At 56.9% G+C, this 18,646-nt stretch carries 27 protein-coding genes; 2 read left to right on the plus strand and 25 right to left on the minus strand.

The features are described 5' to 3' along the window. Positions 1–84 precede the first annotated feature (84 nt). A complete protein-coding gene (locus ACVWVP_RS19820) occupies positions 85–993 on the plus strand; it encodes a LysR family transcriptional regulator (protein ID WP_457407654.1) in 909 nt (302 codons plus the stop codon). Between the two features lie 66 nt (positions 994–1,059). Here ACVWVP_RS19820 and ACVWVP_RS19825 read toward each other — a convergent pair whose 3' ends face one another. Together ACVWVP_RS19825 and ACVWVP_RS19830 are read right to left on the minus strand one after the other, a co-directional pair. Then, positions 1,060–1,575, minus strand: coding sequence for a single-stranded DNA-binding protein (locus ACVWVP_RS19825; protein WP_003232445.1), 516 nt, complete (start codon positions 1,573–1,575; stop codon positions 1,060–1,062). A gap of 9 nt (positions 1,576–1,584) precedes the next feature. After that, positions 1,585–2,979 carry an MFS transporter gene (locus ACVWVP_RS19830; protein WP_178924243.1) on the minus strand — a complete coding sequence of 465 codons (1,395 nt, stop codon included), beginning with the start codon at positions 2,977–2,979 and terminating at the stop codon, positions 1,585–1,587. A gap of 178 nt (positions 2,980–3,157) precedes the next feature. On the opposite strand from ACVWVP_RS19830, the gene uvrA reads away from it, so the two are divergent. Continuing rightward, positions 3,158–5,992, plus strand: coding sequence for an excinuclease ABC subunit UvrA (gene uvrA, locus ACVWVP_RS19835; RefSeq protein ID WP_178924241.1), 2,835 nt, complete (start codon positions 3,158–3,160; stop codon positions 5,990–5,992). A 65-nt stretch (positions 5,993–6,057) separates the two neighbouring features. Here the strand turns inward: uvrA and bfr are convergent, their stop codons facing one another. From bfr to rpsC, 23 genes are all read right to left on the minus strand, one after another. Beyond that, positions 6,058–6,522, minus strand: coding sequence for a bacterioferritin (bfr, locus tag ACVWVP_RS19840; protein ID WP_176999254.1), 465 nt, complete (start codon positions 6,520–6,522; stop codon positions 6,058–6,060). 155 nt (positions 6,523–6,677) lie between these two features. Further along, entirely contained in the window at positions 6,678–8,126 is a 1,449-nt protein-coding gene (locus ACVWVP_RS19845; protein WP_259175055.1) for a catalase, read from the minus strand. A 239-nt stretch (positions 8,127–8,365) separates the two neighbouring features. Next, positions 8,366–8,752, minus strand: coding sequence for a 50S ribosomal protein L17 (gene rplQ / locus ACVWVP_RS19850; RefSeq protein WP_003176402.1), 387 nt, complete (start codon positions 8,750–8,752; stop codon positions 8,366–8,368). Positions 8,753–8,793: 41 nt separating this feature from the next. Next, positions 8,794–9,795 (minus strand): DNA-directed RNA polymerase subunit alpha, encoded by a 1,002-nt coding sequence (locus ACVWVP_RS19855; protein ID WP_003176403.1) that lies wholly within the window; start codon positions 9,793–9,795, stop codon positions 8,794–8,796. Between the two features lie 22 nt (positions 9,796–9,817). Next, positions 9,818–10,438, minus strand: coding sequence for a 30S ribosomal protein S4 (rpsD, locus tag ACVWVP_RS19860; RefSeq protein WP_003176404.1), 621 nt, complete (start codon positions 10,436–10,438; stop codon positions 9,818–9,820). A gap of 18 nt (positions 10,439–10,456) precedes the next feature. Then, positions 10,457–10,846 (minus strand): 30S ribosomal protein S11, encoded by a 390-nt coding sequence (gene rpsK / locus ACVWVP_RS19865; RefSeq protein WP_002555466.1) that lies wholly within the window; start codon positions 10,844–10,846, stop codon positions 10,457–10,459. 30 nt (positions 10,847–10,876) lie between these two features. Further along, positions 10,877–11,233: a 30S ribosomal protein S13 gene (rpsM, locus tag ACVWVP_RS19870; RefSeq protein WP_003194635.1), complete on the minus strand. Its 357-nt coding sequence runs from the start codon at positions 11,231–11,233 to the stop codon at positions 10,877–10,879. A 129-nt stretch (positions 11,234–11,362) separates the two neighbouring features. Further along, positions 11,363–11,479, minus strand: coding sequence for a 50S ribosomal protein L36 (rpmJ, locus tag ACVWVP_RS19875; protein WP_002555468.1), 117 nt, complete (start codon positions 11,477–11,479; stop codon positions 11,363–11,365). Positions 11,480–11,506: 27 nt separating this feature from the next. Next, entirely contained in the window at positions 11,507–12,835 is a 1,329-nt protein-coding gene (gene secY / locus ACVWVP_RS19880; RefSeq protein ID WP_071485371.1) for a preprotein translocase subunit SecY, read from the minus strand. Beyond that, positions 12,836–13,273 (minus strand): 50S ribosomal protein L15, encoded by a 438-nt coding sequence (rplO, locus tag ACVWVP_RS19885; protein WP_060755285.1) that lies wholly within the window; start codon positions 13,271–13,273, stop codon positions 12,836–12,838. It lies immediately after the preceding gene. A 3-nt stretch (positions 13,274–13,276) separates the two neighbouring features. Then, the gene (rpmD, locus tag ACVWVP_RS19890; protein ID WP_003176408.1) at positions 13,277–13,453 is read right to left on the minus strand and encodes a 50S ribosomal protein L30; all 177 of its coding nucleotides are present in this window, start codon (positions 13,451–13,453) and stop codon (positions 13,277–13,279) included. 2 nt (positions 13,454–13,455) lie between these two features. Then, the gene (gene rpsE, locus ACVWVP_RS19895) at positions 13,456–13,956 is read right to left on the minus strand and encodes a 30S ribosomal protein S5 (protein WP_003176409.1); all 501 of its coding nucleotides are present in this window, start codon (positions 13,954–13,956) and stop codon (positions 13,456–13,458) included. A gap of 3 nt (positions 13,957–13,959) precedes the next feature. Further along, positions 13,960–14,310: a 50S ribosomal protein L18 gene (gene rplR / locus ACVWVP_RS19900; protein WP_003186037.1), complete on the minus strand. Its 351-nt coding sequence runs from the start codon at positions 14,308–14,310 to the stop codon at positions 13,960–13,962. Between the two features lie 10 nt (positions 14,311–14,320). Further along, on the minus strand, positions 14,321–14,854 hold the full coding sequence (rplF, locus tag ACVWVP_RS19905) for a 50S ribosomal protein L6 (RefSeq protein WP_003194640.1): 534 nt from the start codon (positions 14,852–14,854) through the stop codon (positions 14,321–14,323). Between the two features lie 12 nt (positions 14,855–14,866). Further along, positions 14,867–15,259 (minus strand): 30S ribosomal protein S8, encoded by a 393-nt coding sequence (rpsH, locus tag ACVWVP_RS19910; RefSeq protein WP_010206883.1) that lies wholly within the window; start codon positions 15,257–15,259, stop codon positions 14,867–14,869. 208 nt (positions 15,260–15,467) lie between these two features. Then, positions 15,468–15,773 (minus strand): 30S ribosomal protein S14, encoded by a 306-nt coding sequence (rpsN, locus tag ACVWVP_RS19915; protein WP_003176414.1) that lies wholly within the window; start codon positions 15,771–15,773, stop codon positions 15,468–15,470. A 13-nt stretch (positions 15,774–15,786) separates the two neighbouring features. After that, positions 15,787–16,326: a 50S ribosomal protein L5 gene (gene rplE / locus ACVWVP_RS19920; RefSeq protein ID WP_003194642.1), complete on the minus strand. Its 540-nt coding sequence runs from the start codon at positions 16,324–16,326 to the stop codon at positions 15,787–15,789. Between the two features lie 22 nt (positions 16,327–16,348). Further along, complete coding sequence (gene rplX / locus ACVWVP_RS19925) at positions 16,349–16,663, minus strand: 50S ribosomal protein L24 (protein ID WP_007896770.1); 315 nt, start codon at positions 16,661–16,663, stop codon at positions 16,349–16,351. An 11-nt stretch (positions 16,664–16,674) separates the two neighbouring features. Next, positions 16,675–17,043 (minus strand): 50S ribosomal protein L14, encoded by a 369-nt coding sequence (rplN, locus tag ACVWVP_RS19930; RefSeq protein WP_002555479.1) that lies wholly within the window; start codon positions 17,041–17,043, stop codon positions 16,675–16,677. A 23-nt stretch (positions 17,044–17,066) separates the two neighbouring features. Then, complete coding sequence (gene rpsQ, locus ACVWVP_RS19935; RefSeq protein ID WP_003176419.1) at positions 17,067–17,333, minus strand: 30S ribosomal protein S17; 267 nt, start codon at positions 17,331–17,333, stop codon at positions 17,067–17,069. 2 nt (positions 17,334–17,335) lie between these two features. Continuing rightward, positions 17,336–17,527 carry a 50S ribosomal protein L29 gene (gene rpmC / locus ACVWVP_RS19940; protein ID WP_002555481.1) on the minus strand — a complete coding sequence of 64 codons (192 nt, stop codon included), beginning with the start codon at positions 17,525–17,527 and terminating at the stop codon, positions 17,336–17,338. Further along, positions 17,527–17,940, minus strand: coding sequence for a 50S ribosomal protein L16 (gene rplP, locus ACVWVP_RS19945; protein ID WP_003176421.1), 414 nt, complete (start codon positions 17,938–17,940; stop codon positions 17,527–17,529). The genes rpmC and rplP overlap by 1 nt, the downstream gene beginning before the upstream one ends. Positions 17,941–17,952: 12 nt before the next feature. Then, positions 17,953–18,639: a 30S ribosomal protein S3 gene (gene rpsC, locus ACVWVP_RS19950; protein WP_003176422.1), complete on the minus strand. Its 687-nt coding sequence runs from the start codon at positions 18,637–18,639 to the stop codon at positions 17,953–17,955. Positions 18,640–18,646: the final 7 nt, after the last annotated feature.

Genomic DNA, 18,646 nt, shown 5'->3' on the forward strand with positions numbered 1-18,646 from the left:
ATGAGGTTGGCTACAGCCTAAATCTTGTGAGCCATGAGAACAAATGCCAGGATTGGAGCACTCCCATACCTGGAAAGTATGACTATGTTGGAACTCCGCCAGCTCAAGGCCTTTGTCGCGATTGCCGAAGAAGGTTATATCACCCGCGCCGCCGAACGCCTGGGCATGCAGCAGCCGCCGTTGACGCGCCTGTTGCAAAGCCTTGAGGCGGAGTTGGGAGTGGTCTTGATGGAGCGCCTGCCCAGAGGCGTGCGCCCCACCACTGCCGGGCTGGCGTTGCTGGATGAGGCGCGGGAGCTGCTCGCCAGGGCTGAAGGCATCGCCGAAGTGGTGCGCCGTGCCGCACGGGGTGAACGAGGGCGCCTGGCCATCGGTTTTACGAGTTCGGCGGCCTTGCACCCTTTTGTGCCGAGTGTGTTGCGGTTGTTTCGCGAAACTTTTGTCGGCGTCTCTGTGGTGCTGGAGGAAGCCGGTACTGGCGAACTGCTGGACGCGCTGGAGCACGAGAAGCTCGACGCGGCGTTTATTCGCTCGCCGCTGAGCGGCACTCAATCGCTGCAGGATGAACCGATCCTGGTGGAGCCCATGTTGCTGGCGCTGCCCACCGACCATCCGCTGGCACTCGATGCGGACTCTCCCCTGCCCTTGAAGGCCCTGGCGACCGAATCCTTTGTGCTCTATCGCCGTCGAGTGGGATTGGGGTTGTACGACGCAATCCTGGTGGCCTGCCGTGAGGCCGGGTTCAGCCCCCAGGTGGTCCAGGAAGCGCCGCGCATGACTGCGACACTCAGTTTGGTGGCGGCAGGCCTGGGCGTGTCCATCGTGCCGGCCTCCATGCAGCGGCTGCGTGGCGACGGCATCGTTTATCGAGCGCTGACGGAATGCCAGAGCCTGGTGGCGCCGCTGCATTTGGCAACACGGATCGGCGATGGCTCGGCGGTGTTGCAACGGTTCAAGGAGATGGTGGTAACGGCCGCGTCGACGGATGCCTGATCACGGGCCATAAAAAACCCCCGGCGCTTTCGCGGTCGGGGGCTTTGGTGTTGCGGGTCTTAGACCTTAGAACGGGATATCGTCATCAAAGCTGTCGAAATCCGGAGCCGGTTGCGGAGCGGCCTGCTGTGGCGCTGGACGCGACTCACGCTGTGGCTGCTGGCTTGGCTGTGGACGCGACTGCTGTGGACGTGGTGCCGAGTTGGACATGCCGCCCTGGCCCTGTTGGTCGCCCTGTGGACGGCCGCCCAGCAGTTGCATGGTGCCTTGCATGTCGACCACGATTTCAGTGGTGTAACGCTTGATACCGTCTTTTTCCCACTCGCGGGTCTGCAGCTTGCCTTCGATGTAGACCTGCGAACCTTTGCGCAGGTATTCACCGGCGATCTCGGCGACCTTGCCGAACATCGACACACGGTGCCATTCGGTTTTCTCGACCTTCTGGCCGGTCTGCTTGTCGGTCCACTGTTCGCTGGTCGCCAGACTCAGGTTGGTCACGGCGTTACCGTTAGGCAAGTAGCGAACTTCGGGATCCTGGCCGCAAGTACCGACCAATATGACTTTGTTAACCCCACGGGCCATAACGTTCTCCTAGGCTGGGCGCGCTGTCGGCACTGGGTTGACCAGTTGCTCGAGCGTCGCGCGATCCAATAATTCGGTGTCCAATTTGATGTAGATGGCGGCTTCTTCGGCGATCACTACCGCATCTGTTACCCCAACAACGGCCTTAAGGCGCTCTACCAGGCCGGCTTCACGAATTGCTTCGGGCGACAAAGGCAGGCGCAGGCTTGTGACGTATGGCGGTTCGCGCATGGTAACAGCAAAGGCTAACCAAAGTGCAGCCAGCCCGGCGCATCCCAGGAAGACAACCGACAAACCGCCATGCTGGAACATCCAGCCACCCATGATGCCGCCCAACGCAGAGCCAAGGAACTGGCTGGTGGAATACACCCCCATTGCCGTGCCCTTGCCACCGGCCGGTGAAACTTTACTGATCAGCGAAGGCAACGAGGCTTCCAGCAGGTTGAACGCGGTGAAGAACACCACCGTACCGATCACCAGCGCCCGCAGGCTGTCGCCGAACTGCCAGAAGAATAGCTCAGTGAGCATCAGCGTCGCGACGGCGCCGAGCAGCACTTGTTTCATCTTGCGTTTTTTCTCGCCATAGATGATGAACGGGATCATGGCGAAGAACGAAATCAGCAGCGCGGTGAGGTAGACCCACCAGTGCTGTTCCTTGGGCAGGCCGGCTTTTTCGACCAGCGCCAGGGGCAAGGCAACGAAGCTGCACATCAGCATCGCGTGCAACACGAAGATACCTAAATCCAGGCGCAGCAGGTCCGGATGCTTGAGCGTCGGCAGCAACGCCTTGCGCGCCACACCGGATTCGCGGTGCTGCAAGGTGCCGGTAGAACGCGGCACCATGAAGGCCACGATCACGATGCCGAACAATGCCATGCCGCCCGTTGCGAGAAACAGACCGTGCAAGCCGAACGCACGGGTGAGCAAGGGGCCGACCACCATGGCCACGGCGAACGACAGGCCGATGGTCATGCCGATCATGGCCATGGCCTTGGTGCGGTGTTGTTCACGGGTGAGGTCCGACAGCAAGGCCATGACGGCAGCAGAAATCGCGCCGGCACCTTGCAGGACGCGGCCGGCAATCACGCCCCAAATAGAATCTGACTGAGCGGCGAGCACGCTGCCTAGGGCAAAGACGATCAATCCCAGATAGATCACCGGGCGGCGGCCGATACGGTCGGAAATGATCCCGAAGGGGATCTGGAAAATAGCCTGGGTCAGGCCATAGGCGCCAATCGCCAAGCCGATCAAAGCGGGGGTCGCGCCTGCGAGGTCCATCCCATAAGTCGCCAGCACCGGCAACACCATGAACATGCCAAGCATACGGAAGGCGAACACCAGGGCCAGACCGCTTGCTGCTCGGGTCTCGCCGCTACTCATGCGTTCGCTGTGGGGATCGTGCATGGAAAAACCTCGTGTGAACCGGCGGCGATTCTACCAGTCCCATCGATTGAGAGGGTATATGCGGCGCTTTGCCGCGCAGCTTTCATGTAAGGCTGCAAGCGGCCTTTTGACAGTGTATATTCATCCAGTCTTTAGCCGTATACTCCAGCATTATTTACGCCCGCCGAGCGAGGCCATCTTGGACAAGATCCTGATTCGTGGGGCTAGAACCCACAACCTGAAGAACATCGACCTGACCCTGCCCCGGGACAAACTGATCGTCATCACCGGCTTGTCCGGGTCCGGCAAATCGTCCCTGGCGTTCGACACGCTGTACGCCGAAGGCCAGCGTCGTTACGTGGAATCGCTGTCGGCCTACGCCCGCCAGTTCCTGTCGATGATGGAAAAACCCGACGTCGATACCATCGAAGGCCTGTCGCCGGCGATTTCCATCGAGCAGAAATCGACCTCCCACAACCCGCGCTCCACCGTGGGCACCATCACCGAAATCTACGACTACCTGCGCCTGCTGTATGCGCGAGTCGGTATTCCGCGCTGCCCCGACCACGACATTCCCCTGGAAGCCCAGACCGTCAGCCAGATGGTCGACCTGGTGCTGGCCCAGCCGGAAGGCGCCAAGCTGATGTTGTTGGCACCGGTGATCCGTGAGCGCAAGGGTGAACACCTCTCCGTCTTCGAAGAACTGCGCGCCCAAGGCTTTGTGCGCGCACGCATCAACGGCAAGCTGTATGAGCTGGATGAAGCGCCGAAGCTCGACAAACAGAAGAAGCATTCGATCGACGTGGTGGTCGACCGCTTCAAGGTACGGGCGGACTTGCAGCAGCGCCTGGCGGAGTCCTTCGAGACCGCGTTGAAGCTGGCGGACGGCATTGCCCTCGTGGCGCCGATGGATGACGAGCCGGGTGAAGAAATCATCTTCTCCGCACGCTTTGCCTGCCCGATCTGCGGCCACGCCATCAGCGAGCTGGAACCCAAGCTGTTTTCCTTCAACAACCCGGCCGGCGCCTGCCCGACTTGCGATGGCCTGGGGGTCAAGCAGTTCTTCGACATCAAGCGCCTGGTTAACGGCGAATTGACGCTGGCGGAGGGGGCCATACGCGGCTGGGACAGGCGTAACGTCTACTACTTCCAGATGCTCGGGTCGTTGGCGGCCCACTATAAGTTCAGCCTGGAAGTGCCGTTCAACCAACTGCCAGCCGAACAGCAGAAAGTCATCCTGCATGGCAGCGGTTCGCAGAACGTCGATTTCAAATACCTGAACGACCGTGGCGACATCGTCAAGCGGTCCCACCCGTTCGAAGGCATCGTGCCGAACCTGGAACGTCGCTATCGCGAGACTGAATCGGCGAGCGTGCGTGAAGAATTGGCGAAGTTCCTCAGCACCCAGCCCTGCCCGGATTGCCGCGGTACGCGCCTGCGTCGCGAGGCTCGCCATGTGTGGGTCGGTGAGAAGACGTTGCCGGCTGTCACCAGCCTGCCGATCGGCGATGCCTGCGAGTACTTCGGTGTGCTCAAGCTGACGGGACGCCGTGGCGAGATTGCCGACAAGATCCTCAAGGAGATTCGCGAGCGGCTGCAGTTCCTGGTCAACGTAGGCCTGGACTACCTGTCGCTGGATCGCAGTGCCGATACCTTGTCGGGCGGCGAAGCCCAGCGGATTCGCCTGGCCAGCCAGATTGGTGCCGGCCTTGTCGGCGTGCTGTACATCCTCGACGAGCCGTCGATTGGCTTGCACCAGCGAGACAACGACCGCCTGCTGGGCACGTTGAAACACCTGCGCGATATTGGCAACACGGTGATCGTGGTCGAGCACGATGAGGACGCGATCCGCCTGGCCGATTACGTAGTCGATATCGGCCCAGGTGCGGGCGTGCACGGTGGGCACATTGTGGCCGAGGGCACGCCGGCCGAGGTCATGGCTCACCCCGATTCGCTGACCGGCAAATACCTGTCTGGCCGAGTGAAGATTGAAGTCCCGGCCAAGCGTACACCGCGCAACAAGAAGCTGGCGCTGCACCTCAAGGGCGCGCGTGGCAACAACCTGCGCAATGTCGACCTGGAGATTCCGCTGGGCCTGCTGACGTGTGTGACCGGGGTTTCCGGCTCGGGCAAGTCGACGCTGATCAACAACACGCTGTTCCCGTTGAGTGCCACCGCCTTGAACGGTGCGACCACCCTGGAAGCGGCGGCACACGACAGCATCAAGGGCCTGGAGCACTTGGACAAAGTGGTCGATATCGACCAGAGCCCGATTGGCCGCACACCGCGCTCCAACCCGGCGACCTACACCGGCTTGTTTACGCCGATTCGCGAGTTGTTCGCGGGTGTGCCGGAATCCCGCTCACGGGGTTACGGGCCAGGTCGGTTCTCGTTCAACGTCAAGGGCGGCCGCTGTGAGGCGTGCCAGGGCGATGGCTTGATCAAGGTGGAGATGCACTTCCTGCCGGACATCTACGTGCCGTGCGACGTGTGCAAGAGCAAGCGCTACAACCGCGAGACCCTGGAGATCAAGTACAAGGGCAAGAGCATCCACGAGACCCTCGAAATGACCATCGAGGAAGCCCGGGAGTTCTTCGATGCGGTACCGGCACTGGCGCGCAAGCTGCAGACATTGATGGACGTGGGCTTGTCGTATATCAAGCTGGGTCAATCGGCGACCACGTTGTCCGGTGGTGAGGCGCAGCGGGTGAAACTGTCCCGCGAGCTGTCCAAGCGCGATACCGGCAAGACCTTGTATATCCTTGATGAACCAACCACCGGCCTGCACTTCGCGGATATCCAGCAACTGCTGGACGTACTGCACCGTCTGCGCGATCACGGCAACACGGTGGTGGTGATCGAGCACAACCTGGATGTGATCAAGACGGCCGACTGGCTGGTCGACCTGGGGCCGGAAGGCGGCTCCAAGGGTGGCCAGATCATCGCGGTGGGTACGCCGGAGCAGGTCAGCGAAATGCCGCAATCCCATACTGGTTACTACTTGAAACCATTGCTGGCGCGTGACCGGGCCTGATCCCTCGGGCCCAATAAAAAGCCCCTGTCACCTCGCGGTGACAGGGGCTTTTTTGTATCTGGGAACTAGAACTGCGATTGCAGGTAGTTCTCCAGGCCAACCAGCTTGATCAGACCCAGCTGCTTTTCCAGCCAGTAGGTGTGATCTTCTTCGGTGTCGTTCAACTGCACGCGAAGGATCTCACGAGTGACGAAGTCACTGTGCTTCTCGCAGAGCTCGATGCCCTTGCAGAGCGCGGCACGCACCTTGTACTCAAGACGCAGGTCGGCTGCGAGCATGTCAGGCACCGTCGTGCCCACGTCCAAGTCATCCGGACGCATGCGTGGCGTGCCTTCGAGCATCAGGATGCGGCGCATCAGCGCGTCGGCGTGCTGTGCCTCTTCTTCCATCTCGTGGTTGATACGTTCGTAGAGCTCGGTAAAGCCCCAGTCTTCGTACATGCGCGAGTGGATGAAATATTGGTCACGCGCTGCCAGTTCGCCCGTCAGCAACGTGTTGAGGTAATCGATTACGTCGGGGTGACCTTGCATCGCCCTACATCTCCCTGCTTGAAAGTCTGTAGTTTGAACCATGATGACTCGGAGGTCACGGGACAAACGGCAGAAAAGTGAAGATTTTCAGAGAAAAGTAGCTGATTTAACGCAAAAACCGCCCAAATGAGGGCGGTTCTGCTTATCGTTTAGAGTCAGTTAAGCGATACACCCAGTGCCTTTGCGATTGCTTCTCCATAAGCCGGGTCTGCCTTGTAGAAGTGCCCCAACTGACGCTGGACCACATCACTGGAAACCCCGCCCATGGCGCCGGCGATGTTGTTGACGAGTAATGCTTTCTGCTCGTCGTTCATCAGGCGGAACAGCGCACCGGCGTGGCTGTAGTAGTCCGTGTCTTCGCGGTGATCGTAACGATCGGCGGCGCCACTCAGGGCCAGCGCTGGCTCTGCGTACTGAGGAGCCTGCTTCGGTGCGTCGCTGTAGCTGTTCGGCTCATAGTTTGGCGCTGAGCCGCCGTTGCTGCCGAAGGCCATCGAACCGTCGCGCTGATAGCTGTTCACCGGGCTGCGTGGGGCATTCACCGGCAATTGCTGGTGGTTGGTACCCACACGGTAGCGGTGCGCATCTGCGTAGGCGAATACGCGGCCTTGCAGCATGCGGTCTGGCGACAAGCCAACACCTGGAACCATGTTGCTTGGGCCAAAGGCTGCTTGCTCCACTTCAGCGAAGTAGTTTTGCGGGTTGCGGTTGAGTTCCAGTTCACCGACTTCAATCAGCGGGAACTCTTTCTGCGACCAAGTCTTGGTCACGTCAAACGGGTTCTCGTAGTGAGCGTTGGCCTGGGCTTCAGTCATGATCTGGATGCAGACGCGCCATTTCGGGAAATCACCGCGCTCGATCGCACCGAACAGATCGCGCTGGGCGTAGTCAGGGTCGGTACCGGCAAGGCGTGCGGCTTCTGCGGGCGCCAGGTTCTTGATGCCTTGCTTCGTCTTGTAGTGCCACTTCACCCAGTGACGCTCACCATTGGCGTTAATCAGGCTGTAGGTGTGGCTACCAAAGCCGTGCATGTGACGGTAGCCATCAGGGATGCCACGGTCGGAAAACAGAATGGTGACCTGGTGCAGCGCCTCAGGTGAGTGCGACCAGAAGTCCCACATCATTTGGGCGCTTTTCAGGTTGCTTTGCGGCAGGCGTTTCTGAGTGTGGATGAAGTCAGGGAACTTCAGCGGGTCACGGATGAAAAACACCGGGGTGTTGTTACCCACGATGTCCCAGTTGCCTTCTTCAGTATAGAACTTCAAGGCGAAACCGCGTGGATCGCGCTCAGTGTCAGCCGAACCGCGTTCGCCCCCTACGGTGGAGAAACGCAGGAAGGTCGGGGTTTGCTTACCAACGGATTCGAACAACTTGGCGCTGGTGTATTTCGTGATGTCCTGGGTGACCGTGAAAGTACCATAGGCGCCTGAGCCCTTGGCGTGCACACGGCGCTCAGGGATGTTCTCGCGGTTGAAGTGAGCGAGCTTCTCGATCAGGTGAAAATCGTCGAGCAGCAGCGGGCCGCGTGGGCCGGCGGAACGGGAGTTCTGGTTGTCCGCAACGGGGGCGCCGCTGGCGGTGGTAAGGATTTTATTCTGGCTCATGCTCAATTTTCCTCAGGTCGGACTTGGAACTGCCGGCTAATCGGCTTGGAGGGAGTATTGATCATCAACATGACGTCTACAAATTCATTAAATTGTAGGCACCAATAGAAAATTTCTACCAAACTCCAATCAACCCATAGTGCCAAGCACTGACCGTGAAATCGTGAACACGCCGCACTTTTTATTACGCGCACAAAAAACCGGGCACTAGGCCCGGTTCTTCGTTACAGCTTGTCGTCTTACTCGGCGCTTACAGCTTCGCCAGCAGTAGCACGATCAACCAACTCGACGTACGCCATAGGCGCGTTGTCGCCAGCGCGGAAACCGCACTTGAGGATGCGCAGGTAGCCACCCTCACGGGTAGCGTAACGCTTGCCCAGGTCGTTGAAGAGCTTACCAACGATAGCTTTCGAACGAGTACGGTCGAAAGCCAGACGGCGGTTAGCCAGGCTGTCTGTCTTAGCCAAAGTAATCAGCGGCTCAGCAACGCGGCGCAGTTCTTTAGCTTTCGGCAGTGTAGTTTTGATCAGCTCGTGCTCGAACAGCGACACCGCCATGTTTTGGAACATGGCCTTGCGGTGCGAGCTGGTACGGCTCAGGTGACGACCACTTTTACGATGACGCATGGTTCATTCCTTACCAAACTCACGTTCGGTGATTACGACGATCAGGCAGTCGCCTTGTCGTCCTTCTTAAGACTTGCAGGCGGCCAGTTGTCGAGGCGCATGCCGAGGGACAGACCGCGGGAGGCCAGAACGTCCTTGATTTCAGTCAAGGATTTCTTGCCCAGGTTCGGAGTCTTCAACAGTTCTACTTCGGTACGCTGAATCAGGTCGCCGATGTAGTAAATGTTTTCCGCCTTAAGGCAGTTAGCCGAACGTACAGTCAGTTCCAGATCGTCAACCGGGCGAAGCAGGATCGGATCGATCTCGTCTTCCTGCTCGATTACCACTGGTTCGCTGTCACCTTTGAGGTCGACGAACGCAGCCAACTGCTGTTGCAGGATGGTTGCAGCGCGGCGGATAGCCTCTTCAGGATCCAGAGTACCGTTGGTTTCCAGATCAATAACCAGCTTGTCCAGGTTAGTACGCTGTTCGACACGGGCGTTTTCCACCACATATGCGATACGGCGAACCGGGCTGAACGAAGAGTCAAGCTGCAAGCGACCAATGCTGCGGCTTTCGTCTTCATCGCTCTGACGCGAGTCGGCCGGTTCATAACCACGACCACGAGCTACGGTGAGCTTCATGTTCAGGGCGCCGTTAGACGCCAGGTTAGCGATTACGTGATCGGGGTTAACGATCTCGACATCATGATCCAGCTGAATATCGGCAGCGGTAACCACCCCCGAACCCTTCTTCGACAAGGTCAGCGTAACTTCGTCACGGCCGTGCAGCTTGATAGCCAGACCTTTAAGGTTCAACAGGATTTCAATTACGTCTTCCTGTACACCTTCGATGGCGCTGTACTCGTGGAGCACACCGTCAATCTCGGCCTCGACTACTGCACAGCCGGGCATTGAGGACAACAGGATGCGGCGCAGCGCGTTGCCCAGGGTGTGGCCAAAACCACGCTCGAGAGGCTCGAGAGTGATCTTGGCGCGGGTTGGACTGACAACCTGCACATCAATGTGGCGGGGTGTCAGGAACTCATTTACCGAAATCTGCATGGATGCACCTATTTTCTAGCCCTTACTTGGAGTAGAGCTCGACAATCAGGCTTTCGTTGATGTCGGCGGACAGATCACTGCGAGCAGGAACGTTCTTGAAAACGCCCGACTTCTTCTCAGTGTCTACTTCTACCCATTCTACGCGGCCACGTTGGGCACACAGATCGAGAGCTTGGACAATGCGAAGTTGGTTTTTTGCTTTCTCGCGAACTGCAACCACGTCACCAGCACGAACCTGGTAGGACGGAACGTTTACGGTCTGACCGTTAACGCTGATCGACTTGTGCGATACCAGCTGACGGGATTCGGCACGAGTAGAACCAAAGCCCATACGGTATACAACGTTGTCCAGACGGCATTCGAGCAGTTGCAGCAGGTTTTCACCGGTTGCACCTTTCTTGCCAGCAGCTTCTTTGTAGTAGCCGCTGAATTGACGCTCGAGAACGCCGTAGATACGACGGACCTTCTGCTTTTCACGCAGTTGGGTGCCGTAGTCGGACTGGCGACCGCGGCGTTGGCCGTGGATACCAGGTGCTGCTTCGATGTTGCACTTCGATTCGATCGCGCGCACGCCGCTCTTCAGGAAGAGATCGGTGCCTTCGCGACGAGCGAGTTTGCATTTTGGACCAATGTAACGAGCCATTCTTTACAATCTCCTGGATTACACGCGGCGCTTCTTCGGCGGACGGCACCCGTTGTGCGGGATTGGCGTCACGTCGGTGATGCTGGCGATCTTATAGCCACAGCCGTTCAAAGCACGGACAGCAGACTCACGACCTGGACCTGGACCTTTGACGTTAACGTCGAGGTTTTTCAGGCCGTATTCCAGCGCAGCTTGACCAGCACGTTCAGCAGCTACTTGAGCAGCGAACGGAGTGGACTTGCGGGAACCGCGGAAACCCGAACCACCAGAGGTAGCCCAAGACAGCGCGTTACCTTGACGGTCGGTGATGGTCACGATGGTGTTGTTAAAAGAAGCATGGATGTGGGCGATGCCATCAACCACTGTCTTTTTAACTTTTTTACGAGGACGAGCAGCAGGTTTTGCCATGATAATTTTCCTGTCGATTCGCTGGGGCGATTACTTGCGGATCGGCTTACGCGGACCTTTACGGGTACGCGCGTTAGTCTTGGTACGCTGACCGCGTACTGGAAGACCACGACGATGACGCAGACCGCGATAGCAACCGAGGTCCATCAAACGCTTGATTTTCATGTTGATTTCGCGACGCAGGTCACCTTCAGTGGTGAACTTCGCCACTTCGCCACGCAGCTGTTCAATCTGCTCGTCGCTCAGATCCTTGATCTTAGCGGCTGGGTTTACCCCAGCAACTGCGCAAATTTTCTGCGCAGTAGTGCGACCAACACCATAGATGTAGGTCAGCGAGATAACAGTGTGCTTGTTATCTGGAATGTTAACGCCTGCAATACGGGCCATTCAGTGGGACTCCAATTGACAGCTACCTACGCCCCGGAAGCCAAGAAATAGGGCGCGAGATAATATCGCTGTAATAACAAATAATCAACCCGGCAGCGCACTAGCTGCCGGGCTTCAAGCGGATCACACTCAGCCTTGGCGCTGTTTGTGACGCGGTTCCGCGCTGCAAATTACTCGAACAACACCTTCGCGGCGAATAATCTTGCAGTTACGGCACAGCTTTTTCACCGATGCACGAACTTTCATCACCAACTCCTCGAACCTTATGGGTACTCAGCGCAACATGCCGCTGCCGTAACCCTTCAGGTTGGCTTTCTTCATCAGGGATTCGTACTGGTGCGAAACGAGGTGCGATTGTACTTGGGACATGAAGTCCATCACAACCACGACCACGATCAGCAACGAGGTCCCGCCAAGGTAGAACGGAACGTTTGCTGCAACCACCAGGAACTGGGGCAACAGGCACACGGCCGTCATATATAGAGCACCGAACAGGGTCAAACGAGTCAGAACGCCATCAATGTAGCGTGCAGACTGCTCACCTGGACGGATACCCGGAATAAAGGCACCGGACTTCTTCAGGTTTTCCGCTACGTCTTTCGGATTGAACATCAACGCCGTATAGAAGAAGCAGAAGAAAATAATCCCTGCACTAAACAGCAGAATATTCAACGGCTGACCAGGAGCGATCGACTGAGAGAGGTCCTGCAGCCAGCCCATATTTTCAGACTGACCAAACCAGGTACCCAACGAAGCCGGAAACAGCAAAATGCTGCTCGCGAAAATTGCCGGAATAACACCGGCCATATTCACTTTCAGCGGCAAGTGGCTGGTCTGCGCAGCAAAGACCTTACGGCCCTGCTGACGCTTGGCGTAGTGAACAGCAATACGACGCTGACCACGCTCAATGAACACCACAAAACCGATAATCGCTACTGCCAGCAAACCGATGGCAACCAAGGCGAAGATATTGATATCACCCTGACGTGCAGACTCGAAAGACTGCCCGATTGCTCTCGGAAGACCGGCGACGATACCTGCGAAAATCAACATCGAGATACCGTTGCCAACACCACGCTCAGTAATCTGCTCACCCAGCCACATCATGAACATCGCACCAGCCACAAATGTGGATACTGCGACGAAATAGAAGCCAAAGTCACCAGTGAACGCAACACCCTGCCCAGCCAAGCCAACGGACATGCCGATAGCTTGGACCAGGGCGAGGATGACAGTGCCGTAGCGGGTGTACTGGCTAATCTTGCGACGGCCAGCTTCACCTTCCTTCTTCAACTGTTCCAGCTGCGGGCTGACGGCGGTCATCAGTTGCATGATGATCGATGCCGAAATGTACGGCATGATCCCCAGTGCAAAAATGCTCATACGCTCCAGCGCGCCGCCGGAAAACATGTTGAACAAGCTAAGAATGGTCCCCTCATTCTGTCGAAACAGGTCTGCGAGTCGGTCCGGGTTGATACCTGGAACCGGGATGTGTGCGCCTATTCGGTAGACGATAATCGCCAGGAACAGAAAACGCAGACGAGCCCAAAGTTCAGACATACCGCCTTTGCCGAGCGCTGAGAGAGCACCTTGCTTAGCCATTTATTCCTCGAACTTGCCGCCAGCTGCTTCGATAGCCGAACGCGCACCTTTGGTGGCGCCGATTCCCTTGCCGATAGTGACAGCGCGAGCCACTTCACCGGACAGCATGATTTTCACACGCTGTACGTTGACGTTGATCACGTTGGCATCTTTCAGGGTCTGCAGAGTAACGATGTCGCCGTCCACTTTAGCCAGTTCGGACAGACGCACTTCTGCGCGATCCATGGCTTTCAGGGATACGAAACCGAACTTAGGCAGGCGACGATGCAGCGGCTGTTGACCGCCTTCAAAGCCTGGAGCAATGGTGCCACCGGAACGGGAGGTTTGACCTTTGTGGCCACGGCCACCAGTCTTACCCAAACCGCTACCGATACCACGGCCCGGACGATGCTTTTCGCGACGGGAACCCGGCGCTGGACTCAGATCATTGAGTTTCATCGATTAACCCTCTACACGCAGCATGTAGTAAGCCTTGTTGATCATCCCGCGATTCTCGGGAGTATCCTGGACTTCTACAGTGTGACCGATGCGACGCAGACCCAGACCTTTAACACACAGTTTGTGGTTAGGGATGCGGCCGGTCATGCTTTTGATCAGCGTTACTTTAACGGTAGCCATGATCAGAAGATCTCCTTGACAGTCAGGCCACGCTTGGCAGCGATGGACTCAGGAGATTGCATAGCCTTCAGACCCTTGAAGGTGGCGTGAACCACGTTTACCGGGTTAGTCGAGCCATAGCACTTGGCCAGAACGTTCTGAACGCCAGCAACTTCGAGGACAGCACGCATAGCGCCGCCAGCGATGATACCGGTACCTTCAGAAGCAGGCTGCATGTACACCTTCGAAGCGCCATGGGCAGACTTCATTGCGTACTGCAGAGTGGTGCCGTTCAGATCAACTTGGATCATGTTGCGACGAGCAGCTTCCATAGCCTTCTGGATTGCAGCAGGCACTTCACGCGACTTGCCACGGCCGAAGCCAACACGCCCTTTACCATCACCTACCACGGTCAACGCGGTGAAAGTGAAGATACGGCCGCCTTTAACGGTTTTGGCTACGCGGTTAACTTGAACCAGCTTCTCAATGTAGCCTTCGTCGCGCTTTTGGTCGTTATTTGACATAACTTAGAACTCCAGCCCAGCTTCACGAGCAGCATCAGCCAGCGCTTTCACGCGACCGTGGTACTTGAAGCCAGAGCGGTCGAAAGCCACTTGCGAGACGCCAGCGGCCTTAGCACGCGTAGCGACCAGCTGGCCAACCTTTGTGGCCGCGTCGATGTTGCCGGTGGCACCATCACGCAGTTCTTTATCCAAAGTCGAGGCGCTTGCCAGGACTTTGTTGCCGTCGGCCGAGATGACCTGGGCGTAGATGTGCTGCGACGAGCGGAACACGCAGAGACGCACGACTTCGAGTTCGTGCATTTTCAGGCGTGCTTTGCGAGCGCGACGCAGTCGAGTAACTTTTTTGTCGGTCATTTGCTATGCCCTACTTCTTCTTGGCTTCTTTACGACGGACGACTTCGTCCGCGTAGCGCACACCTTTGCCTTTGTACGGCTCTGGTGGACGGAAGTCGCGGATCTCAGCGGCCACTTGACCTACCAGCTGCTTATCGATGCCCTTGATCAGGATATCGGTCTGGCTAGGGGTCTCAGCAGTGATGCCCGCTGGCAGTTCGTAATCCACAGGGTGCGAGAAGCCAAGGGCCAGGTTCAAAACCGTGCCTTTTGCTTGCGCCTTGTAACCAACACCGACCAGCTGGAGCTTGCGCTCGAAGCCTTGGCTTACGCCTTGGACCATGTTGTTTACCAACGCACGCGTGGTACCGGCCATTGCGCGAGTTTGTTGATCGCCATTGCGAGCAGCGAAACGCAGCTCACCAGCTTCTTCAACGATCTCAACGGACGAATGGATGTTCAGTTCAAGAGTACCCTTGGCACCCTTCACCGAAAGCTGTTGGCCTGCGAATTTGACTTCGACACCGGCTGGCAGCTTAACGGGGTTCTTAGCGACGCGAGACATGCTTATCCCCCCTTAGAACACAGTGCAAAGAACTTCGCCGCCGACACCGGCAGCGCGCGCAGCACGATCCGTCATCACACCTTTGTTGGTGGAGACGATAGACACGCCCAGACCGCCACGAACTTTCGGCAGATCTTCAGCGGACTTGTACTGACGCAGGCCTGGACGGCTAACGCGCTTCACTTCCTCGATGACCGAACGGCCTTCGAAGTACTTCAGCTCGATGGACAGCAGTGCTTTTACATCGCTGCTGATCTGATAACCCGCAATGTAGCCTTCGTCTTTCAGGACTTTGGCAACAGCTACCTTCAACTTGGAAGATGGCATGCTTACGACGGACTTTTCAGCCATCTGGGCATTACGGATACGAGTTAGCATGTCCGCTAACGGGTCCTGCATACTCATGGGCTAGACGCTCCTAATACAAAAAAATTAGCCTTGCGGCTACATATGTCGCCGAGAATCTCCGGGCATAGAAAACACGGGCTCAGGCGAGCCGGGTATTCTAGACACACTCCGGAAATGAAACAAGCCCCAAAAGGGGCTTGTTCCAGATTCAAGGTCACCGGTGGTCGCTATCTTGCGACGCCAACCACCCGGACTTTGAAAGTACTTACCAGCTGGCTTTAACCAGACCTGGTACGTCACCACGCATTGCCGCTTCACGCAGTTTGTTACGGCCGAGGCCGAACTTGCGGTAAACGCCGTGTGGACGACCGGTCAGGCGGCAGCGGTTACGCATGCGCGAAGCGCTTGCGTCACGTGGCTGCTTCTGCAGGGCAACTGTAGCTTCCCAACGCGCTTCTGGACTTGCGTTCAGATCAACGATGATTGCTTTCAGTGCTGCACGCTTCTTGGCGTACTTGGCAACCGTGAGCTGACGCTTCAGCTCGCGGTTTTTCATGCTCATCTTGGCCATGGTCCTACTCCAATCAGTTGCGGAACGGGAATTTGAAAGCACGCAACAGGGCGCGACCTTCATCATCGTTCTTGGCAGTGGTGGTCAGGGTGATGTCCAGACCGCGGAGAGCATCGATCTTGTCGTAGTCGATTTCCGGGAAGATGATCTGCTCTTTCACGCCCATGCTGTAGTTACCACGACCGTCGAAGGACTTGGCATTCAGGCCGCGGAAGTCGCGAACCCGAGGCAGGGAGATCGACAGCAGACGATCCAGGAACTCGTACATACGCTCACGGCGCAGGGTCACTTTGACGCCGATCGGCCAACCTTCACGGACTTTAAAGCCAGCGATGGATTTCCGAGCGTAGGTCACAACGACTTTCTGGCCGGTGATCTTTTCCAGGTCAGCAACAGCGTGCTCGATGACTTTTTTGTCGCCGATCGCTTCGCCCAGACCCATGTTCAGGGTGATTTTGGTGACGCGCGGAACTTCCATCACGTTCCCGAGCTTAAGTTCTTCCTTAAGCTTGGGGGCGATTTCCTTCCGGTAAATCTCTTGTAGTCGTGCCATGGTCTTATCTACCTAGCAGTGTTCAAGCATCAACCGCTTTTTGGGTCGACTTGAAGACACGAATTTTCTTACCGTCTTCTACTTTGAAACCAACGCGGTCAGCCTTGTTGGTTTCGCCGTTGAAGATGGCGACGTTAGAAGCGTGCAGTGGCGCTTCTTTCTCGACGATACCGCCCTGTACGCCCGACATCGGGTTAGGCTTGGTATGACGCTTGACCAGGTTCAGACCACCAACGACCAGACGGTCGTCAGCGAGAACCTTCAGCACCTTACCGCGCTTACCTTTGTCTTTGCCGGCGATCACGATGATCTCGTCGTCACGACGAATCTTTTGCATGTCGGATCTCCTTACAGCACTTCTGGGGCGAGCGAGACGATCTTCATGAACTTCTCAGTACGAAGTTCACGGGTCACTGGCCCAAAGATACGGGTGCCGATCGGCTCTTGCTTGTTGTTCAGAAGAACAGCAGCGTTGCCATCAAAGCGGATAATGGAGCCATCTGCACGGCGTACGCCGTGACGAGTGCGGACTACAACAGCAGTCATCACTTGGCCTTTTTTCACCTTACCGCGAGGAATTGCTTCCTTCACGGTAACTTTGATGATGTCACCGATACCAGCGTAACGACGATGGGAGCCACCCAGCACCTTGATGCACATAACACGGCGAGCGCCGCTGTTATCGGCCACATCGAGCATGGATTGAGTCTGAATCATATAATTTCTCCGACCCCTAGTCCTTAGACTTCCACAGCGCGTTCGAGAACATCAACCAGTGCCCAAGACTTGGTCTTGGCCAGCGGACGAGTTTCACGAATAGTGACTTTGTCGCCGATGTGGCACTGATTGGTTTCGTCGTGCGCGTGCAGCTTAGTCGAACGCTTAACATATTTACCGTAGATCGGGTGCTTAACGCGACGCTCGATCAGAACGGTGATGGTTTTGTCCATCTTGTCGCTGACAACACGGCCAGTCAGCGTACGGACAGTCTTTTCGGCTTCAGCCATGATCACTTACCTGCCTGCTGGTTGAGCACAGTCTTCACGCGAGCGATGTCACGCTTAACTTGCGAGAGCAGATGAGACTGCCCCAACTGGCCAGTTGCTTTCTGCATACGCAGATTGAACTGGTCGCGCAGCAGGCCGAGCAGTTGCTCGTTCAGCTGCTGTGCGGATTTTTCACGAAGTTCATTCGCTTTCATCACATCACCGTCCGTTTAACAAAGGAGGTGGCGAGCGGCAGCTTTGCAGCAGCCAGGGCGAAAGCCTCACGCGCCAGCTCTTCAGAAACACCCTCGATTTCATACAGGACTTTGCCTGGCTGAATCTGGGCTACCCAGTATTCCACGTTACCCTTACCTTTACCCATCCGAACCTCGAGAGGCTTTTTGGAGATCGGCTTGTCCGGGAATACACGGATCCAGATCTTGCCACCACGTTTTACGTGACGGGTCAGAGCACGACGCGCTGACTCGATCTGACGAGCGGTGAGACGACCACGAGCTACAGACTTCAGCGCGAACTCGCCGAAGCTGACTTTGCTACCGCGCTGAGCCAGACCACGGTTGTGGCCTGTCATCTGCTTGCGGAACTTCGTACGCTTAGGTTGCAACATTTGGCGTACCCCTTACTTAGCAGCTTTTTTACGAGGCGCTGGTGCTTGTGGTTTCAGTTCTTCTTGGCGACCACCAATTACTTCGCCTTTGAAGATCCAAACCTTTACACCGATCACACCGTAAGTGGTGTGAGCTTCGTAGTTGGCATAGTCGATGTCGGCACGCAGGGTGTGCAGTGGCACACGACCTTCGCGATACCATTCAGTACGTGCGATTTCAGCACCGCCGAGACGACCGCTCACTTGGATTTTGATGCCTTTGGCACCAATGCGCATGGCGTTCTGTACGGCGCGCTTCATAGCGCGACGGAACATTACGCGACGCTCCAGCTGCTGAGCTACGCTCTGCGCAACCAGCATACCGTCGAGCTCCGGCTTGCGGATCTCTTCGATATTGATGTGCACAGGCACACCCATTTGCTTGGTCAGGTCCTGACGCAGTTTCTCAACATCTTCACCTTTCTTCCCGATAACGATACCTGGACGAGCGGTGTGGATGGTGATACGTGCAGTTTGGGCCGGACGATGGATATCGATACGGCTTACGGACGCGCTTTTTAGTTTGTCTTGGAGATACTCACGCACCTTCAGATCAGCGAACAAGTAGTCCGCATAAGTCCGACCGTCTGCGTACCAGACGGAGGTGTGCTCCTTGACGATTCCCAGGCGAATGCCAATGGGATGTACTTTCTGACCCATCTCTTCG

The organism is Pseudomonas sp. TE24901, assembly GCF_054058375.1.

Excerpts from the sequence above, each read along its gene's own strand:
- ACVWVP_RS19820 (WP_457407654.1), top strand. The coding sequence starts at position 85 with ATGTTGGAACTCCGCCAGCTCAAGGCCTTTGTCGCGATTGCCGAAGAA.
- ACVWVP_RS19825 (WP_003232445.1), bottom strand. The coding sequence starts at position 1,575 with ATGGCCCGTGGGGTTAACAAAGTCATATTGGTCGGTACTTGCGGCCAG.
- ACVWVP_RS19830 (WP_178924243.1), bottom strand. The coding sequence starts at position 2,979 with ATGCACGATCCCCACAGCGAACGCATGAGTAGCGGCGAGACCCGAGCA.
- bfr (WP_176999254.1), bottom strand. The coding sequence starts at position 6,522 with ATGCAAGGTCACCCCGACGTAATCGATTACCTCAACACGTTGCTGACG.
- ACVWVP_RS19845 (WP_259175055.1), bottom strand. The coding sequence starts at position 8,126 with ATGAGCCAGAATAAAATCCTTACCACCGCCAGCGGCGCCCCCGTTGCG.
- rplQ (WP_003176402.1), bottom strand. The coding sequence starts at position 8,752 with ATGCGTCATCGTAAAAGTGGTCGTCACCTGAGCCGTACCAGCTCGCAC.
- ACVWVP_RS19855 (WP_003176403.1), bottom strand. The coding sequence starts at position 9,795 with ATGCAGATTTCGGTAAATGAGTTCCTGACACCCCGCCACATTGATGTG.
- rpsD (WP_003176404.1), bottom strand. The coding sequence starts at position 10,438 with ATGGCTCGTTACATTGGTCCAAAATGCAAACTCGCTCGTCGCGAAGGC.
- rpsK (WP_002555466.1), bottom strand. The coding sequence starts at position 10,846 with ATGGCAAAACCTGCTGCTCGTCCTCGTAAAAAAGTTAAAAAGACAGTG.
- rpsM (WP_003194635.1), bottom strand. The coding sequence starts at position 11,233 with ATGGCCCGTATTGCAGGCGTTAACATTCCAGATAACAAGCACACTGTT.
- rpmJ (WP_002555468.1), bottom strand. The coding sequence starts at position 11,479 with ATGAAAGTTCGTGCATCGGTGAAAAAGCTGTGCCGTAACTGCAAGATT.
- secY (WP_071485371.1), bottom strand. The coding sequence starts at position 12,835 with ATGGCTAAGCAAGGTGCTCTCTCAGCGCTCGGCAAAGGCGGTATGTCT.
- rplO (WP_060755285.1), bottom strand. The coding sequence starts at position 13,273 with ATGAAACTCAATGATCTGAGTCCAGCGCCGGGTTCCCGTCGCGAAAAG.
- rpmD (WP_003176408.1), bottom strand. The coding sequence starts at position 13,453 with ATGGCTACCGTTAAAGTAACGCTGATCAAAAGCATGACCGGCCGCATC.
- rpsE (WP_003176409.1), bottom strand. The coding sequence starts at position 13,956 with ATGTCAAATAACGACCAAAAGCGCGACGAAGGCTACATTGAGAAGCTG.
- rplR (WP_003186037.1), bottom strand. The coding sequence starts at position 14,310 with ATGACCGACAAAAAAGTTACTCGACTGCGTCGCGCTCGCAAAGCACGC.
- rplF (WP_003194640.1), bottom strand. The coding sequence starts at position 14,854 with ATGTCTCGCGTCGCTAAGAACCCCGTTAAGCTGCCAGCCGGTGTCGAA.
- rpsH (WP_010206883.1), bottom strand. The coding sequence starts at position 15,259 with ATGAGTATGCAGGACCCGTTAGCGGACATGCTAACTCGTATCCGTAAT.
- rpsN (WP_003176414.1), bottom strand. The coding sequence starts at position 15,773 with ATGGCCAAGATGAGCATGAAAAACCGCGAGCTGAAGCGTCAGCTCACG.
- rplE (WP_003194642.1), bottom strand. The coding sequence starts at position 16,326 with ATGGCACGACTACAAGAGATTTACCGGAAGGAAATCGCCCCCAAGCTT.
- rplX (WP_007896770.1), bottom strand. The coding sequence starts at position 16,663 with ATGCAAAAGATTCGTCGTGACGACGAGATCATCGTGATCGCCGGCAAA.
- rplN (WP_002555479.1), bottom strand. The coding sequence starts at position 17,043 with ATGATTCAGACTCAATCCATGCTCGATGTGGCCGATAACAGCGGCGCT.
- rpsQ (WP_003176419.1), bottom strand. The coding sequence starts at position 17,333 with ATGGCTGAAGCCGAAAAGACTGTCCGTACGCTGACTGGCCGTGTTGTC.
- rpmC (WP_002555481.1), bottom strand. The coding sequence starts at position 17,527 with ATGAAAGCGAATGAACTTCGTGAAAAATCCGCACAGCAGCTGAACGAG.
- rplP (WP_003176421.1), bottom strand. The coding sequence starts at position 17,940 with ATGTTGCAACCTAAGCGTACGAAGTTCCGCAAGCAGATGACAGGCCAC.
- rpsC (WP_003176422.1), bottom strand. The coding sequence starts at position 18,639 with ATGGGTCAGAAAGTACATCCCATTGGCATTCGCCTGGGAATCGTCAAG.